Origin of the sequence: Ramlibacter pinisoli, assembly GCF_009758015.1 — a bacterium.
Classification (GTDB): domain Bacteria; phylum Pseudomonadota; class Gammaproteobacteria; order Burkholderiales; family Burkholderiaceae_C; genus Ramlibacter; species Ramlibacter pinisoli.
The window spans coordinates 736,554-753,840 of sequence record NZ_WSEL01000009.1; the positions used below are offsets into that span (position 1 = coordinate 736,554).

At 71.9% G+C, this 17,287-nt stretch carries 13 protein-coding genes; 4 read left to right on the forward strand and 9 right to left on the reverse strand.

Features of this window, described 5'->3' with window-relative positions; translation table 11 throughout:
* Nucleotides 1–210 precede the first annotated feature (210 nt).
* Nucleotides 211–786: a histidine phosphatase family protein gene (locus GON04_RS17995; protein ID WP_157399405.1), complete on the reverse strand. Its 576-nt coding sequence runs from the start codon at nt 784–786 to the stop codon at nt 211–213.
* Nucleotides 787–1,033: 247 nt separating this feature from the next.
* Between GON04_RS17995 and GON04_RS18000 the strand changes: the two genes are divergently transcribed.
* The 3 genes from GON04_RS18000 (at nt 1,034) to GON04_RS18010 (ending at nt 4,300) form a co-directional block, all read left to right on the forward strand.
* Nucleotides 1,034–1,705, forward strand: a complete 672-nt coding sequence (locus GON04_RS18000; protein ID WP_232533147.1) for an SRPBCC family protein — start codon at nt 1,034–1,036, stop codon at nt 1,703–1,705.
* A gap of 258 nt (nt 1,706–1,963) precedes the next feature.
* Nucleotides 1,964–2,953 (forward strand): GNAT family N-acetyltransferase, encoded by a 990-nt coding sequence (locus GON04_RS27195; RefSeq protein ID WP_157399406.1) that lies wholly within the window; start codon nt 1,964–1,966, stop codon nt 2,951–2,953.
* 216 nt (nt 2,954–3,169) lie between these two features.
* Nucleotides 3,170–4,300, forward strand: a complete 1,131-nt coding sequence (locus tag GON04_RS18010; protein ID WP_157399407.1) for an extracellular catalytic domain type 1 short-chain-length polyhydroxyalkanoate depolymerase — start codon at nt 3,170–3,172, stop codon at nt 4,298–4,300.
* 123 nt (nt 4,301–4,423) lie between these two features.
* Here GON04_RS18010 and GON04_RS18015 read toward each other — a convergent pair whose 3' ends face one another.
* Nucleotides 4,424–7,780, reverse strand: a complete 3,357-nt coding sequence (locus tag GON04_RS18015) for a PAS domain-containing protein (protein WP_157399408.1) — start codon at nt 7,778–7,780, stop codon at nt 4,424–4,426.
* 110 nt (nt 7,781–7,890) lie between these two features.
* Entirely contained in the window at nt 7,891–10,101 is a 2,211-nt protein-coding gene (locus GON04_RS18020; protein WP_198349329.1) for a glycoside hydrolase family 3 N-terminal domain-containing protein, read from the reverse strand.
* A 135-nt stretch (nt 10,102–10,236) separates the two neighbouring features.
* On the opposite strand from GON04_RS18020, the gene GON04_RS18025 reads away from it, so the two are divergent.
* Nucleotides 10,237–11,169, forward strand: a complete 933-nt coding sequence (locus GON04_RS18025) for a LysR family transcriptional regulator (RefSeq protein WP_181653643.1) — start codon at nt 10,237–10,239, stop codon at nt 11,167–11,169.
* Here GON04_RS18025 and GON04_RS18030 read toward each other — a convergent pair.
* From GON04_RS18030 to GON04_RS18055, 6 genes are all read right to left on the reverse strand, one after another.
* Nucleotides 11,166–13,061: a sensor histidine kinase gene (locus tag GON04_RS18030; RefSeq protein WP_157399411.1), complete on the reverse strand. Its 1,896-nt coding sequence runs from the start codon at nt 13,059–13,061 to the stop codon at nt 11,166–11,168. The two genes, GON04_RS18025 and GON04_RS18030, sit on opposite strands and share 4 nt — an antisense overlap.
* An 81-nt stretch (nt 13,062–13,142) precedes the next feature.
* Entirely contained in the window at nt 13,143–14,156 is a 1,014-nt protein-coding gene (locus GON04_RS18035; RefSeq protein WP_157399412.1) for an alpha-ketoacid dehydrogenase subunit beta, read from the reverse strand.
* Nucleotides 14,147–15,139: a thiamine pyrophosphate-dependent dehydrogenase E1 component subunit alpha gene (locus GON04_RS18040; RefSeq protein WP_232533148.1), complete on the reverse strand. Its 993-nt coding sequence runs from the start codon at nt 15,137–15,139 to the stop codon at nt 14,147–14,149. The genes GON04_RS18035 and GON04_RS18040 overlap by 10 nt, the downstream gene beginning before the upstream one ends.
* Nucleotides 15,140–15,155: 16 nt before the next feature.
* Nucleotides 15,156–15,473: an NIPSNAP family protein gene (locus tag GON04_RS18045; protein WP_157399413.1), complete on the reverse strand. Its 318-nt coding sequence runs from the start codon at nt 15,471–15,473 to the stop codon at nt 15,156–15,158.
* A gap of 6 nt (nt 15,474–15,479) precedes the next feature.
* Nucleotides 15,480–16,460, reverse strand: a complete 981-nt coding sequence (locus GON04_RS18050) for a Bug family tripartite tricarboxylate transporter substrate binding protein (RefSeq protein WP_157399414.1) — start codon at nt 16,458–16,460, stop codon at nt 15,480–15,482.
* Nucleotides 16,461–16,498: 38 nt separating this feature from the next.
* On the reverse strand, nt 16,499–17,263 hold the full coding sequence (locus GON04_RS18055; protein WP_157399415.1) for an SDR family oxidoreductase: 765 nt from the start codon (nt 17,261–17,263) through the stop codon (nt 16,499–16,501).
* Nucleotides 17,264–17,287 lie beyond the last annotated feature (24 nt).

The following is a 17,287-nucleotide window of genomic DNA, read 5'->3' on the forward strand; positions in this document are numbered from 1 at the left end:
CGCGGGACAAGGCGGCGCGGGCCCTGCCCCTGTGCAGGTTGCCGGGGGGTCTCCAGGCATGCCCTGGATGCGCGGACGCGGACTCCCGCACGTAGAAGGCGCTGAAGAACGCGAAAGACGGCCGGAGGAAAGGACTTCCGGTCGGAAGCCCGTCGTCACTTCTTCTTCTGCGTCAGGGAGGCCGCTTCCGGGTGCGCAGCCCACCACGGGTCAGGGCTCGATGGTCCCCAGCACCTGCAGCCCGCCGTCCGGCCCGGCCCGCACCACCACGCCCTGGGCGGACGCGGCGCCGATGCCGGTGAGCGCGGTGATGTTGAACTGGTGGGTCACGACGACCAGCGCACCGGGGCCACGCCACCTGGCCAGGAGGTCGCGCGCGGCGGCGGTCTGGGCCTCGCGCCGGGCGGGCGCCTGGCCGAGGAAGGAGTTGAAGGCCGGCTCGTCGCGCGGCAGCTTCTCGCCGAAGGCCAGCCTGGCCGTTTCGCGGGTGCGGCACCACTGCGAGGTGAGCACCTCGTCGACCGCGATGCGCTTCTCGCGGAACAGCACGCCCAGCCGGCGCGCCTCGGCCCGGCCTTCCTCGCTCAGGTTGCGCTGGGTGGCGCAGTCGTCGGCCCGGAACCCCGGGGGATCGCCCGTGCCGGGTGCCGTGGCGTGGCGCAGCAGGACGACGGCGCCGGGCCGGGCGGCTTCCGGCCAGCCATCGGCCGCCATGGCAGCGGTGCAGGCGGCGACCGCGCAGGCCACCAGGAGGCGCAGGGCACGCATGGGCAGGACCGCGTTCATGCCGGCACCCTAGCAAGGATCACGGCGCCGCACGGCCCCAAGCCTCGCAGTGGCGTGTCAAGCAACTCCTCCTGGCAACTTTCGGCAACGGCCCGGATACGCCGGCTGTCCCCGAGGGATGCCCGGCGCGACCTGCGCAGGCCGGCCGCTGCCTCCGGGCCTGAGCGCCGGGCTTTGCACGCTGTTGCACGCCGCGGCGGGCCGCTTTGCCAGCATGGCGGCCGGACAACAACCGGAGGACTGCGTCATGCAAGCCAGACCCATCCACGTGGCGGCCCTCGCCGTCGGCCTGCTGCTGTTGCGCCAGCTGGACCAGCAGCGCCAGGACGACCTCGACGGCGAGATGTTCGACGAGGACATGCAGCCGCACCATCCGGGCCTCGCGCTGCTCGGCCTGGCCGCCCTGGTCGGCGGCGGCCTCTACCTGTCGCGGCAACTGCGCCACGGCACCGGGACGCCGCGCCGCTCGAGCGTGGAGGAATCGATCGAGCTGGCCGTGCCGGTGAGCACCGCCTACAACCAGTGGACGCAGTTCGAGGAGTTCCCGCGCTTCATGGCCAGCGTGGAGCATGTCGAACAGGTCGACGACACGCACCTGCACTGGCGCGCCGTCGTCGCCGGCAGGGCCAAGGAGTGGGACTCCGAGATCACCGAGCAGGTCCCCGACCAGCGCATCGCCTGGCGCAGCACCAGCGGCACGCCGAACGCCGGCATGGTGACGTTCCACCGCCTGGGCGACAACCGCACCCGCGTACAGCTGCAGATGGATTACCAGCCCGAGACCCGGGCCGAGAAGGCCGGCGCCGCCGTGGGCGCCGTCAAGCTGGCGGCCAGGGGCAACCTGCGGCGCTTCAAGGAGCTGGTGGAGGCGCGCGGCATGGCAACGGGCGGCTGGAGGGGGACCGTGCCCGCGCATTGACGGGCCGCGTCGCAGCCCATCCACCGCCTTGCGCGGATCGGCGGCAACCCATCCGCCGCTGGCTCGGCACGAGGCGTTGTCTGACCAGGACCTGACCAAATCGCGGCTAGCCTCGGTGGCTGTTTCAGCCGTGGGGTCCGTCGCATGTGGGTTCAACCGGGTTCGTCCAGCCAGGCTACCGCGCCGCCCGCGCAGCGGCCGGCGGCCGCGCCTCGCGTGGACCACCCCACCCGGCCGGCGCCACCGCACCAGCCCGTGGTGCCTGTCGCACCGCCCGCGACCGCGGCCCGGCCGGTGGCGCCGCTGGCGCCGCTGGCGCCGCCGACGATCTTCCACGAGCCCTGGTGGCTGGAACGGGCGACCGGCGGCGCCGTCGAGATGGCCGAGGTGCGGTCGGGTGGCCGGCTGGTCGCCTGGATGCCGTACCGGGTGAGCCGCCGGCGGGGCTTCCGCGTGAGCGTGCAGCCGCACCTGACGCACCTGCTGGGCCCGGTGATCGACCCCGGCACCGGCAGCGGCAACAACCAGTGGCTGCACCGCATCGACGCCATGGAGGAGCTCGCGGGGCGCCTGCCCGACCTGGCCCTTTTTTCGCAGACCTGCCACCCCGGCCTGCGCGACGTGCTCGGCTTCCAGGCGCGGGGCTTCTCCGCCTCGGTGCAGTACTCGGCCGAGATCGCGCCGGCGGCGCAGGACCAGCTGTGGCGCGCCATGCGCGACAAGACGCGCAACGTGATCCGCAAGGGCGAGAAGTCCTGGCGCACCACCGAGCTCGACGACCCCGGCCAGTTCCACCGCCTGTACGCCGACAACCTGCGGCATGCCGGCCAGCGCAGCTATTTCGACCTGGGCTGCGTCGAGCCCCTGGTCGAGGCGGCGCAGCGGCGCGGCCAGGCCTGCATCCGCGCGGCCATCGACGAGCGCGGCGTGATCGGGGCGGCAGTGCTGGTGGTCCGGGATGCCAGCCGCGCCTGGTACCTGATGTCGACCCGGCACCCGGGCATCGCCGACAACGGCGCCGTCAGCCTGCTGGTCTGGCGCAGCATCCAGGACGCGAGCCGGCGCGGCCTGGTGTTCGACTTCGACGGCATCTCCAGCGAGGGCACCGCCCGCTTCTACGCCGGCTTCGGCGCCACCATGTGCCCGCGCTTCTCGGTCACCCGCGTCTCGCCCGGCTACCAGCTCGCGACCAGCGCGCTGGCGTGGATGCGCGGCCGCAGCACGCGCAACCCGTTCACGGCGCATTGACGGATCGCCTCGACCTGAGGTCACCAAGGGTGTCCCGGGCCTGACAGCGGCCTGTCGGCGCCACCCGGTGGTGCCCTGCGCGGCGCGGATCGTGCTGCAATGGTTGCAAACCCGGCCGCGTGGTTGTCCCACCGGCCCTTGCGCCCGGCTGCAGCGGACCCAACTGCCTGACGGGGCCGCCTGTCGCGGGTCCCGCGGCGCGAAAACAAGGATCTCATGCCCGATTTCCAGCAATTGATGCGCGAGGCGACCCGCCTCACGCAAGAGGGCGACCTGCAAGGCGCCACCCACCTCATCCAGTCCGCCCTGCGCGGCCAGCAGCGCGCGGCAGAGCCGGCGGCCAACGAGGACGTGGTCATCGACGTCGAGGCGCGCGAGGTGCCGTCGGCGGACCCTGCCGTCGCCCATCGCCTGCCGGGTCCGGCGCGCGCGCCGCAGGCCCGGGACACTGGCTCCGAGCCGCCCCCCGTCGCCGAGCGCCCGGCGCCACGTCGCGACACCACCGACGCCCCCGGCGCCTTCGTCACCGGCCGCCACGGCGGCACCGGAGCGGCCGGGCGCGACTACAAGCTCTACATCCCGCCGGGCGCGGGGACCGAACCGCTGCCCCTGGTGGTGATGCTGCACGGCTGCACCCAGGACGCCGACGACTTCGCGGCCGGCACCCGCATGAACGAGGCCGCCCGCGCCCAGGGCTTCTACGTGCTGTACCCGGTGCAGTCCAAGCAGGCCAATCCGCAGAAATGCTGGAACTGGTTCAAGCACAGCCACCAGCAGCGCGAACGTGGCGAGCCGGCCCTCATCGCCGGCATGGTGCGCTCGCTCATGGCCAGGCACGCGATCGATCCGCGCCGGGTGTACGCGGCGGGCCTGTCGGCCGGTGGCGCCATGGCGGCCATCCTGGCGCAGACGCATCCGGACCTGTTCGCCGCCGTCGGCGTGCATTCGGGCCTGGCCGCTGGCGCGGCGCGCGACCTGCCTTCGGGCCTGAAGGCCATGCAGGCCGGCGCGGCCAGCGCGCCGAGGGCCGGCGCCGGCGTGCCGACCATCGTGTTCCACGGCAGCGGCGACCACGCGGTCAGCCCAGTCAACGGCGAGCAGGTCTTCGGCGCCGTGGCGGCTGGCGATGTCCAGCAGGACACGCCGGCGGTGTCGGGTGGGCGCCGTGTCACGCGGCGGGTGGCACGCTCGGCCAACGGCCAGGTGCGGGCGGAACACTGGCGCATCGAAGGCGCGCCGCATGCGTGGAGCGGCGGCAGCAGCGCCGGCAGCTACACCGACATGCGCGGGCCCGACGCCACCGCCGAATTGCTGCGGTTCTTCCGGGAGCACCCGAAGGCGGCCTGAGAGGTGACGGAACCGCTGGGGCCGGACAGCACGGGCGACAGCAGCTAGCCGCCGGCGAGCCGCGGTGCGATCGACGTGGCAGCGCGCGCCGGGCCGTGATGCCGCCGGCCGCGCGTTGGCAGGTCAGCGCTGTGCCGCGGGCCGCTGCAGCAGCGCCAGCCGCCGCACCTGGGCCAGCAGCTCGTGCGGCTCGACCGGCTTGGACAGGTAGGCGTCGAAACCGGAGTCGAGCGCGCGCTGCCGGTCCTCGGGGCGCGCGAACGCGGTCAGTGCGATCGCCGGCACCCGCACGCCACCGGCCGGCGGCGTGCGCCGCAGCCGCCGGATCAGCTCGTAGCCGTCCATGCCCGGCATCCCGATGTCCGAGATCAGGAGACCCGGCCGCCCGCTGGCGAAGGCGTCCAGCGCCGCCTCGGCGTCGGCCACCGCGGTCACCTGGGCGCGCGCCTCGCCCAGCACGCGCGACAGCAGGTCCAGCACGTCGGGCTCGTCGTCGACCACCAGCACCGGCAGGCCCTGCAGGTCGACGTCGACGCCGTTCAGTGGAACCTGCGCCTCGCCGCCGCGCAGCACGGCCATGGCGTGCGACGGCAGCGTGAACACGAAGGTCGAACCTTGTCCCAGCCCGCGGCTGCGGGCCTCCACCGTGCCGCCGTGCAGGTCCACCAGGTGCCGCACGATCGACAGGCCCAGCCCCAGCCCGCCGAAGCGCCGCGTGGTCGAGCCGTCGGCCTGTCGGAAACGGTCGAACACATGGGGCAGGAACTCCGGCGCGATGCCGATGCCATCGTCGTCGACCTCGATGCGCACGCGCTCCTCGTCGCCCCCCACCCGCACCAGCACCCGGCCGTCCGCGGGACTGAACTTGATCGCGTTGGTGAGCAGGTTCCCCACCACCTGCTGGAGCCGGGCGGAGTCGCCCATCACGGCCGCCACGGGCTCCTCCAGCACCAGGCGCACGCTCACGCGCGCGGCTTCGGCGGCCGGACGGACCGCGTCGACGGCAGCCTGCACGAAGGTGACGGGCGCGATCGGCTGCATGTCCAGCCGCAGCTTGCCCGAGGTGATGCGGCTCATGTCGAGCAGGTCCTCGATCAGCTGGGTCTGCACCCGCGTGCTGCGCTCGATGACGTCGATGCCCCTGGCCAGCGACGGATCGCCGGCGGTCTTGCGGCGCAGGATGTGCGCCCAGCCGAGGATGGCGCTGAGCGGCGTGCGCAGCTCGTGCGACAGCGTGGCCAGGAATTCGTCCTTCAGCGTGCTGGCCCGCTCGGCGTCGGCGCGGGCGGCGCGCTCGCTTTCCAGCAGCTGCGTGCGCTCGGCGGCGGCACGCTGGGCCTCGGCGTACAGGTGCGCGTTGTCGATCGCCACCGCGGCCTGCGAGGCGATGCCGGTCGCCAGCCGTTCGCTGCGTTCGGTGAACACGCCCGGTTCCGGGTGGCCGAAGAACAGCCCGCCGATCACCTCGCCGCTGCGCGACACCACCGACACCGCCAGGTAGCTGCGCACCGGCAGGTGGCCCGGCGGCATGCCATGGTGCGGCCCCCAGCCGCCGTAGCGCGGATCCTTGCGCACGTCGTCCAGCCGGATCGGCGGCCCGCCGCGGAAGGTCGGCTCGAACATCGGCGTCGGCCGCGGCTGCCCGAAGTGCTCGAATGCCTCGCGCGGGGCGCCCGAGAGCGAGAACAGCATGTAGGTCTCGCCCTGGGCGTCGACGCCGTTGTAGAAGAAGGCGCCGAACTGCGCGCCGGTGAGCTTGGTGGCGGCATCGGTGACGCTTTGCAGCAGCGCGTCGAGGTCGAGCTCGCCGGACAGCAGCGCGCCGGTCTGGTTCAGCAGGTCCAGCATCTCCGTCTCGGTGCGCGCGCGCTCCTGCTCGCGCTTGCGATCGGTGATGTCGATCGACGCGCCCACCAGCCCGACCACCGCGCCCTGGGCGTCGAACAGCGGTGCCTTGTGCGACAGCCAGTGCACCGCCTGGCCGTCGGGCATGGGGACGATTTCCTCGACCTGCTCGGCGCGGCCGGACTCCATGATGCGGCGGTCGTTCTCCATCACCACCGCAGCCTGCCGCTTGTCCCCCAGCACCTCCAGGTCGGTGCGGCCGATGAACTGCTCGGGCGGCCGGCCGATCAGCTCGGCGGTGCCGCGGTTGCCCAGCATCAGGCGGCCGTCCCGGTCCTTGGCGTACACCACGCCCGGCACGGCTTCGATGAAGGTGCGCAGCAGGGCGTTGGCCCGGTCGCGCTCGGCTTCGGCGCGGCGGCGGTCCTCCACATCCACCAGGATGCCGGGAAAGCGCACCGGCCGCCCCTGTGCGTCGAGCTCGCAGCGCCCGATGGCCTCGATCGGGTGGTACAGCCCGTCGTGCCGGATCACGCGGTACTCGCAGCGGTACGGGCCGCCGCGCTGCATCGCCTCGGCGACCATCCGCTGGACGCGCTGGCGGTCGTCGGGATGGATGGAGGCGAAGGCACCCTGCAGCGGCACGCCGGCGTGGCAGGCGGCAACGTCCAGCCCGAACGTGCGTGCAAAGCGTTCGTCGGCCACGACGCGGTCGGCCGCGACGTCCCAGACGAAGGTGCCGACGATGGCACCGGCGTCCAGCGCGAGCTGCACACGCTCGGCCGATTCGGCGGCCTGGCGTTCGAAGCGCCGCCGCTCGGCCACGTCGCGGAAGAACAGCGCCAGGCCGTCGGGTGTGCGGTAGCCGCGCAGCTCGATCCAGGACTTGCGGCCGTCCGGCCATTCGTACAGGTGATCGAGCGTGAAGGGCCGCCCCTCGGCCATGGCCCGCAGGTAGGCGCGCCCGACTTCCAGCTCCCGGCTGCCCGGAAACACCTCCCAGTGGCACCGGCCCACCATCTGCTCGCGGGCGAGCCCGCACAGGCGCAGCGTGTAGTCGTTGACTTCGGCGATGTGGAAGTCCTCGTCCAGCAGCAGGAAGCCCTCGTCCATGCGCGACAGCACGCCGCGGTGGCGTGCCTCGCTGCGGCGCAGCTCCTCCTGTGCCTGGACCTGCCGGGTGGTCTCGTTGACCGCGCAGAAGAAGCCGTCCACCGTCCCGTCGGGGCCGCGGATGGGGGAATAGAAGAAGGAGAAGTGGGCGGTCTCGGGGTAGCCGTGGCGGTTGATCTCCAGCGCCATGTCGTCCCTCTGCACCGGCTCGCCGCGATAGGCCTGGTCGACGATGGGTTCGATGTCGGCGCGGATCTCGCTCCAGACCTCCAAGACGTCGCGCCCGAGCGCCTGCGGATGCTTGCCGCCCAGGATGGGCGTGTAGATGTCGTTGTAGAGGTAGGTGCGCTGCGGCCCCCACACCAGGAACATCGGCTGGTTCGAGGCCAGCATGATCTGGACCAGCGCCTGCAGCGCCGGTGGCCAGGTTTGCGGCGGACCGAGCGGGGTGTCGGTCCAGGGGTGGTTGCGCAGCTGCGCGCCGACGGCGCCGCCGCCGGACAGGAAAAGGGGAATGGACATCGGAAAGACGGTGCCCGCTCGGGCTGAGCGGGCAACCGTCGAGTGTCGCAGCGCTTCCCATTGTCCGGCGTAGGAAGCGGCCGACACTGGAGCGCCGGCCGCGTGCCGTGTCAGTAGGTCAGCCCGAAGCCGAACGGGAACAGCGTGTCGGCCGCCGGGTAGCCGGGCGCATCGGGATCCTGGGCCTTGATCGCCTGCGCATTGCGCGCCAGGGCCCACGGCAGCTTGCCTTGCGGCCGGGACTTGCCGGTGAGCACGTCCATCAGGGCCGTGTCGCTGACCCCGTAGTTCGCCACGATGGCGTTCGCGTTCTTCAGTCCGCTGGCGTCGTCGAGCACGTAGGGCTGGCGGAAGTAGATGCTCAGCACCACCTTCGCGCCCACCGCCCGGGCTTCGGCCATGGTCGCCTGGATGTCGGCCAGCGAGGGCGAGATCCGCCACGACTGGGCGGCGGCCATGCCGGTGAAGTCCAGGATGTCGACTTCCCACGGGTAGGCGCCGCCGAACGTGAGGCGATCGTCGATGCCGGCCGGGTCGTCGGCGCCCCAGGTCTTGCCGGTGCGCGGATTGATGTACGCCGGATTGGCGCCGGTGGCCGGGTCGTTGCTGCGATAGGCCCCCGAGTTGTTCGACACCTCGACGCGGACCACGGCGTAGTCCGTTCCGGCGGGCACGGCCGGGCGGATGTTGCCGTTGGCCGCCGTGCGGTCGCCGGACACGACGGTGTAGCCGCCGTAGATCGGGTCTGCCAGCACGCTGGTGTTCAGGTTGACCGAGTACAGCTTGACGGGCGCGGCCGGCTGGGGCGCCTTCAGCGGCAGCGCGGTGTCGTTCTTCAGCAGCGTGAGCGAGCGGCGCTGGGCATCGAGCGCCTTGGCCAGGAACTCCGGCTTGCCGACGATGTCGTTGGCCCTGGCCGCATCGACGTAGGGGTTCTCGAACAGCCCCAGCGCGAACTGCTCGCGCAACAGCGCCGTGACGGCTTCGTCCAGGCGGGCTTCCGTGATCAGGCCGGCCGCGACCACGTCGAGGATCTCCTGCTTCGAACTGAAGCCCGACAGGACGTCGACGCCCGCGTTGACGGCCGCGGCGATGCGCTCCGGGGTCGACTTGCTCTCCAGGCCCCAGGCCCGCTGCGTGATGATGCCGGTGTCGGAATTCACGTACCCCTTGAATCCCAGCCTGGTTCGCAGCAGGTCGGTGATGGCCTGCCGGTTGAACGCGAAACCGACCTGGTCGAACGTCACGCCGTCGTGCGTCAGGTTCGTCGGGACGCTGTAGTACGGCATGATGGCCGACACACCCGCCTCGATTGCCGCCTGGAAAGGCTTCAGGTGCTCGGCGAAGAGGCCGCCCGAATAGCTCGCGAACTTGCCGAAGGTGTAGTGCGCGTCCAGGCCGCCGGCGGCGGGACCGCCACCGGGGAAGTGCTTGATGGTCATCGCCACCCGGGTGTTCGGATCCACCGGTCCGCCCTGCCACGAGAGCACCAGGTTCTTCATGATGTCGGCGTTCAGGCCGGCGCTCTCGCTGAACGTCTCGTGCACGCGGAACCAGCGTGGTTCGGTGGCGGTGTCGGCCATGTACGCGTACGAGCCGCGCAGCCCGATGGCCGCCCATTCCTGGCCGATGGTGTCGCCGAAGTCGCGGATCAGCGCCATGTCGCGGGTGGCCGCGAGGCCGGGCTCCTTGGGCCACTCCGAGAACGACCCGGCCGGTTCGTTGATGCCCTGGCGTGCGCTGCGGTCGTAGTGGTTGCGCGCGTTCGACTTGAAGATGACCGGGATGCCCAGCCGGGTGGCCTCGGCCAGTTCCTGCACGGAATTCGTGAACTCCGCCGCGCGCTGGGGACTGACGCTGCCATTGAGCTGCACGGCGCTGCGGAAGATGAATCGCGTCATGCCCTCGTCGTTGACCAGGCGCTGCGCCTCGGCGCCCGGCAGCGGCGTGGTGCCGCCCGGCGCGTTGAGCGTGTTGATGAGCAGCATGCCGGCCTTCTCCGCCAGCGTCATCTGCCGGACCAGGTCCTTCACCCGCACGTCCACCGGCAGGCGCCAGTTCTCGTACTGGTCGACCTTCCCGTTGTTGTTGAGGTCCCGGTAGGAGAACGGGCCCAGTTGCAGCAGCGGCTTCACGCGCGCCTGCACCGCCGGCTGCGTGACGCCCTGGCCGGCCAGCACGCTGGCGGCCGGTGCCTGGTTGCTGCCGCTGCCGCCGCCGCAGCCATGCAGCACGGCGGCGGCGATCACCGTCATCGAGAACACGAAGGCGCCCCGCGCGACGCGGGGGCCGGATGTCAGCCTGGGAAAGCGAGTTGTCACGTTGTCTCCTGTGTTGGAAGGCTCGTTCGCAATGGCACGCGATGGCCTTGCGAGCGGCGAGTCTGTTCACGCGCAGGAGCAACGTCCAATGCTAAATTGGCAGCCCGCCGATACCTTTTCGGTAAGACGCTCCCCATGGACATCCGCCAGCTCAACTACTTCGTCGCCGTCGCGGAAACCCGCCACCTGGGCAAGGCGGCCGAGCGCCTCCACCTCTCGCAACCGCCGCTCACGCGGCAGATCCAGCAGCTGGAGGCGGAGCTGGGCACGCAGCTGTTCAAGCGCACGCCGCGCGGCATGGAACTCACGTCCGCGGGCCACGAACTGCTGGAGCACGCGCGCAGCATCCGCTCGCTGGTCACGCTGGCCAGCGAGCGCGTGCGGCGCGCGGGCCGGGGCGATGCCGGCCGGCTGGACATCGGCGTCTACGGATCGGCGATGTTCGGCGTGGTGCCCCAGCTGCTGGCCAGTTTCCACGCCGCCCATCCCGACGTCGAGGTCGTGCTGCACCACGCACAGACGCCGATGCAGCTGCCGGCCTTGCGGCAGAAGCGGGTGCAGCTGGTGTTCGAGCGGCTGCTGCCGGAGGAGCCCGACGTGAAGGTGGAACTGGTGGCGCGGGAGGACCTGCTGCTGGCCCTGCCGGAGTCGCATCCGCTGGCCGCGCTCCAGCGGGTGGACGTCGCGCGGCTGCGCGAGGAGACGATCCTGGTCGGCACCACGCCGTCCGGAACGGCAACCGTGCTGCAGCTGTGCCGCGACAACGGCTTCGAACCCCGGCTGGCGCCGCCGCTCACCGACCTGGTGACAGCCACGCTGCAGGCCGCCACCGGCCGCGGCGTCACCATGGTGCCCGCTTCCATGGCCAACGTGCGCTTCCCCGGCGTCGCCTACCGGCCCATGCGATCGCGCCGCAAGGCGTGCATGGACCTGCACTGCTTCTACCTCAAGGACGAGGAGTCGCCGCTGCTCCAGTCCATGCTGCGCGTCGTGCACGCGTTCCGCGCCGACGCGCGCCGGCGCGCCACGGCCGACCGGCAGCGGCTGGTGAGCCAGACCTCCGGCTAGCCCGGCGAGCCGTCGCGTCCGCTGGCAGCGGGGCCGTCGCCGGCCAGCCCGAAGGCCTCCGGCGCCTGCGCGCGGGGCAGCACGATCTCGAAGGCGCTGCCCTGGCCCAGTCCCTCGCTGGACGCCTGCACGGTGCCGTGGTGCGAGTCGACGATGCTCCGGACGATGGCCAGCCCCAGGCCCAGGCTGCCGCGCAGCTCGCTCTGGGTGGCGCGCGCCTGGTAGAAGGGGTCGAACACCTTGGCGACCGTCTTGCGGTCCATGCCGGTGCCCTGGTCGCGCACGGTGAGGCGGACTTCCGTCTCGCTGCCCGCCAGCTCCACCAGCACCGGCCGGCCCTCGGCATGCCGCACCGCGTTGCCCAGCAGGTTGTTGATCGCCTGCGTGAGGCGGGCGTCGTCGCCCTGCACCCACAGCGGCCCCTCGTCGGCATGGAACTCGATCGCCAGCCCCGGCACCGACGCCGCCAGGCCCAGGCGCGCCTCGGTCACCACCCGCTCGATCAGTTCGTGCAGGTCCAGCGGCCGCAGGCTGATGGCCATCTCGCCGCGCGTCAGCCGCGAGACGTCGAGCAGGTCGTCGACCAGCCGCCGCAGGTAGGTCACCTGCCGGTGCAGGATCTGGCGCTCCTTCGCGGTGCCCTCGTCGGACTTCAGGTCCAGCAGGTGCAGCGCGGCGACGATGGGCGACAGCGGGTTGCGCAGCTCGTGGCTGGTGACGGCGATGAATTCATCCTTCACCCTGCCGGCCGCACGCGCCTCCTCGGCGGCCTCGCGCAGCTGGTCGACCAGCGTCACCAGCCGGGCCGACGTGTCCTGGATGGCACCTTCGATGGCGTCGACCTCCGTCACCACGCTGCCGGGGCCGGCGCCGACGATGCCCTCCCCGCGGCCCATCTCGGTGGCCTGTTCGCGCACCCGGCCGATGTCGCGGGCGATCAGGTTCGACAGCACCGCGGCGAGCAGCATGCAGACGATCAGGGCGGCGAAGGCGCCGGCGGCATAGAACCCCAGGCCGCGCAGCAGGAAGGACTGCACCTGGCCCGATGCAGCCCCGACCACGATCACCCAACCGTAGGCCGGCAGCCGGGTGAAGCCGGTCACCAGCGACTGGCCTTCCGGATAGACCAGGGTCTCGACCCCGTCCGTCCGGCCTTCCGTGAGGAGCGCCCGCAACACCGGCTGGGGTGCGCCGCCGAGCATGGCCTCGTGGTCCTTTGAGCGGGCGACGCGCGCCAGGCTGTCGTCGAACAGCGAAACGACCCAGTTGTCGGGCACCTTCTGGGCCTCGATGATGCGCAGGAAGGTCGCTGGCTTGACCGTCACCGTGAGCACGAACACCACCTCGCCGGCGCGCAGCAGCGGCACGCGCACCGCGATGCTCTTGAAGCCGCGCGGGCCCTGGCTGAGCGGTGCGACCACCGGCTTGCGGCTGCGGATGGCCTCCTCCAGGCTCGGCGGGTGGACCACTTCCGCCCGCTGGCCGAACGGGATGGACGTGCTGAACAGGATGTTCTGGGCCGAATCGGCCAGCGTGATGGTGGACCACTCCGGCCGCTGCACCAGGATGCGCTGGGCGATGTCGTACAGCGTGCGGTAGTCGGCGGCATCGGCATCGGCCGATTCCGCGTAGACCCGGATCGCCGCCACGGTGGAGTCCAGCTCGCCCTCCACGGCAATGGCCAGGGCCCGCGACAGGTCCTGCGCCGAGCGCTTCAACTCGGCGTCGTAGCGCCGCGCGCCATCGGCCGACGCCAGGGCGGCAAACAGGACGAAGGGAACCAGGCCCAGCCCGACGATGGCGAACAGCAGCTGGCCGATGGACCAGGACCGGCGCAGCTTTGCAGCAAGCGCCGGCTCGCGAGTCGCGGGCGGATCGATGTGCTGGTCCAAGGGGCCGGATCCGGAGGGACGCCGTGTCGGAACACCGATGCTAGTCCATGCGGCCCCGGCGCCGCCGCCGTCAGGCCGTGGTCAGCCCGGCGCGAGCTCCGGCATGCCGGGGGCCGCGCCACCACGGCAGAGCGCTGCGGCCGCGGCAGCGATGCGGTCCGGCCCCACGCGGCACAGGTCCTCCAGCGGCTTCGAATAGGGCACGGGGATGCGCGGCGAACCCAGCCGCCGCGGCGGCGCCTTCAGCTGGCCGAACAGCGCCTCGGCGATCTCGGCCAGCACCTCGCCGCCGAAGCCGCCCACGCGCGTCGACTCATGCGCCACCAGCACCCGGCCCGTCCTGCGCACCGACGCGAACACCGTGTCGCGGTCCCAGGGCCACAGCGTGCGCAGGTCGATCACCTCGGCGTCGATGCCCTCGCCTGCCAGCTGCGCCGCGGCCGCGACGCACGCATTGGCCGTGCTGGACCAGCTCACCAGCGTGATGTCGGCGCCGCTACGCCGCACCGCCGCCTGGCCGATGGCGAGGGGCCCGGCGCCTTCGTCGACCTCGCCGGTCTCGAGCCACAGCTCCTTGTGCTCCAGGAACACCACCGGGTCGTCGGCGCGGATCGCGGCCTTCAGCAGCCCGTGGTTGTCGGCCGGCGTGGCGGTGGCCACCACCACCAGGCCGGGCGTGCCGACCCAGAGGTTCTCGAGGCTCTGCGAGTGCTGGGCCGCCATGCCCCAGCGCATGCCCATCGGCTGGCGGATGACGATGGGCACCTGCACCTGCCCGCCGAGCATGTAGCGCGCCTTGGCGGCCTGGTTGATGATCTCGTCGGCCGCGCAGAGCGCGAAGTCGGCGTAACGCAGCTCCGCCACCGGGCGCATGCCCAGCAGCGAGGAACCGATGGCCGCCGCCATGATCATCGACTCCGAGATCGGCGTGTCGACGATGCGGCCGGGGCCGAACCGCTCGCGCAGGCCCAGGTACTGCCCGGCCACGCCGCCGTCCGGGCCCACGTCCTCGCCCAGCGCCCACACGCGCTGGTCGCGCTCCATCTCCTGGCGCAGCGCCAGGCAACCGGCCTGCGCGTACGTCATCACCGCCATGCCGCGCTCCCGATGTCCTGCACGTCGGTGTAGGCGCTGGCGGGGTCCGGCCAGGGCGCCGCCGCAGCCTCGTCGACGGCGCCGGCGATGGTGCGGCGGGCCTGCTCGCGCACAGCGGCCAGCCGCCCGGCGTCGACGCCCCGCTGCGCCAGCCAGCGTTCGGCGCTGGCGATGCAGTCGTCCTGCCGCACGCGCTCGATGTCCTGCGGGTCGCGGTAGCGCTGGCAGTCGTGCGCGAGGTGGCCGTGCCAGCGGTCGGTCGTCGCGTGCAGGAACTGCGGCCCGGCCCCCGAGCGCACCGCCGCGACCAGGTCCTGCGCCACGCGCCGGACCGCGACCACGTGGTTGCCGTCCACCCGCGACACCGGGATGCCGAAGGCGGCGACGCGCTCCACCGCCGGCGGCCCGCCGGTCACCGTGCGGGTGCGCAGAGTCACCGACCAGCCGTTGTCCTCGCAGACGAACAGCACCGGCAGCCTGAACAGCTTGGCCCAGTTGAAGGCCTCGAACAGCGGGCCGCGGTTCATGGCCCCGTCACCGAAGAAGGCGACCACGATGCCCGGCTTGTCCTGCATCTTCAGCGCCTGGGCGGCGCCGACGGCGATGGTGACGCCGTCCGGCACCACGCCGTTGGCACCCAGCATGCCGAGCGAGAAGTCGGCGATGTGCATGGAGCCGCCCTTGCCGCCGGAGGTGCCGCCCTGGCGGCCGAACAGCTCGCGCATCATGCGGGCCGGCGACACGCCCTTGGCGATGGCGTGGCCGTGGCCGCGGTGGTGGCTGGAGACGTAGTCGCCCGGCCCCAGGTGGCAGCAGACGCCGGTGGCGACGGCTTCCTGCCCGGTGTACTGGTGCACCGACCCGCGCACCTGGCCGGCGTGCAGGGCGGCGCCGGCGGCCTCCTCGAACTCCCGGATCAGGTGCATGGTGGCCAGCAGGCCGAGCACGTCGTCGGTGGCGGGTTCGCTGGCAGCGCTGCTCATCGTGACGGCCCGCTCCTCAGATCGGCGAGAACGGCACCGAGCGCAGCATCTTCGTCTCCTGCTGCTGCACGATGTCGAGCTCTCGCAGCGCGTCGACGTAGGCCGGCCAGTCCGGATCGCTTTCCATCGCCGCGCGCCGGCGCTCGCGCTCGGCCAGGCTATCGAAGGCCCACAGGTGCACCACCTGGTTGAGCGGTCCCAGCTCCGAGACGAAGAAGCCGACCAGGTGGCCGAGGTACTTCTTCTGCAGCGGCAGCGCGGCGCGCTCGTACAGCGCCAGGAAATCCCGGGTGCGCAGCGGCTTGAGCGTGTAGGTGCGTTGTTCGACGAGCATGCGACCTCACTCGACCTTGATGTCCAGTTCCTTGATCAGCCTGCCCCAGTAGGCATGGTCCTGTGCCATGCCCACGTTGACCGTCGCCGCCGGCGTGCCGGTGGGCGTGAGGCCGAGCGAGCGCAGGCGGGCCTGGATCTCCGGCGTCTTGACGATCTTCACGATCTCGGTGTTGAGCCGGGCCACGATGTCGTCGGGCGTGCCGGCCGGCGCGAAGAACGTGTGCCAGGAGTTGCCGATCACGCCGTTGGGATCGAGTTCGGGGTTGAACTCGGTCATGGTCGGCACGTCGGGCAGCGCCGGGATGCGCTCGGCCCCCGAGACCACCAGCGCCTTGATGCGCTTGCCCTGGATCGACGGGATGGCGGTAGTGGACGCCTCCAGGTACAGGCTGACCACGCCGCTCATCACGTCGGGCGACGGGTTGGTCTTGTACGGGATGTGGGTCAGCTTGATGCCCAGGCGGCGGGCCCAGGCCTCCAGCGCGACGTGCGGCTGCGAGCCCACCCCGGCCGAGGCGTAGTTGATCTTGCCGGGGTTCGCCTTGGCGTACGACACCAGTTCGGCCATGGTGTTGTACGGCGCGCTGGGCGTGGCCGTGATGATGTGCGGGACGATCAGCACCTCGGTCACCGCCTTGAAGTCCTTCAGCGGGTTGTACTTGGCCTGGGGATACAGGTGCGGCGCGATGGCCATCACGCCCTTGACCGTGTAGAACAGGTTGTAGCCGTCGGCCGGCATCGCGGCCGCGGCCTCGGCGCCGATCATGCCGCCGGCGCCGGCGCGGTTGTCCACCACGACCGGCTGGCCCAGCGCCTGCGACAGCTTGTCGCCGATGACACGCGAGACGACGTCGGGCGAGATGCCCGGCGCGTAGGGCACGATCAGCTTGATCGGCTTGTTCGGGTAGCCCGACTGGCTCCACGCGGGCAGCGCGAGCGAGGAAGCCACGCCGGCGGCGCCGGCCAGGAGGTGTCTGCGTTGCATCGATGTCTCCAGGTTGTCTGTTGAAACGGAACGCGGGATCAGCGGCCGCCGGACACGTCGACCAGCGCGCCGTGCATGTAGCTCGATTGCGGCCCGCACAGGAAGGCCACCACCTCGGCCACTTCGTCCACCGTCCCCACCCGGGCCAGCGGCACCGTGGGCGCCAGCTTGTCCAGCGTGGCCTGGCCGCCGTGGGCCTCGTGGATGCTGGTGTCGATCAGCCCCGGCCGCACCGCGTTGACGCGGATGCCGTGCGGCGCGAGTTCGCGGGTCAGCGCCAGCGTCAGGCTGTCGACGGCGCCCTTGGACGCCGCGTAGTGCGCCTCCTGCGGCATGCCGCCAGTGCGCGCCGCGACCGAGGACATGTTGACGATGGCGCCGCCCTGGCCGCCTTTCTGGGTCGACATGGCCTTGGCGGCCTCGCCCGCGCACAGGAAGCAGCCCAGCACGTTGGCGTCGAACACCTCGCGCAGGTGCGCGGGGTCGGCATCGAAGATGGACCGCAGCCCGCCCACCACGCCGGCGTTGTTCACCAGCGCGTCGAGGCGGCCGAAGGTCTTGCGGCAGGCCGCGAACAGCCGCTGGATGTCGGCGTGCGAGGCCATGTCGGCCTGCACCGCAAGGGCCTGGCGGCCGGCCTGCTGGACCGCCTTGACCGTCTCGTCGGCGGCGGCGGCGTTGCTCGCATAGCTGATGCAGACGTCCCAGCCCTGGCGCGCCAGGGCCAGCGCGATGGCGCGTCCGATGCCGCGGCTGCCGCCGGTGACGACGGCCACGCGGGCCGCGGAAGTGTTGGTGCTCATGGAATGCTCCTGTTGGTCATCGAT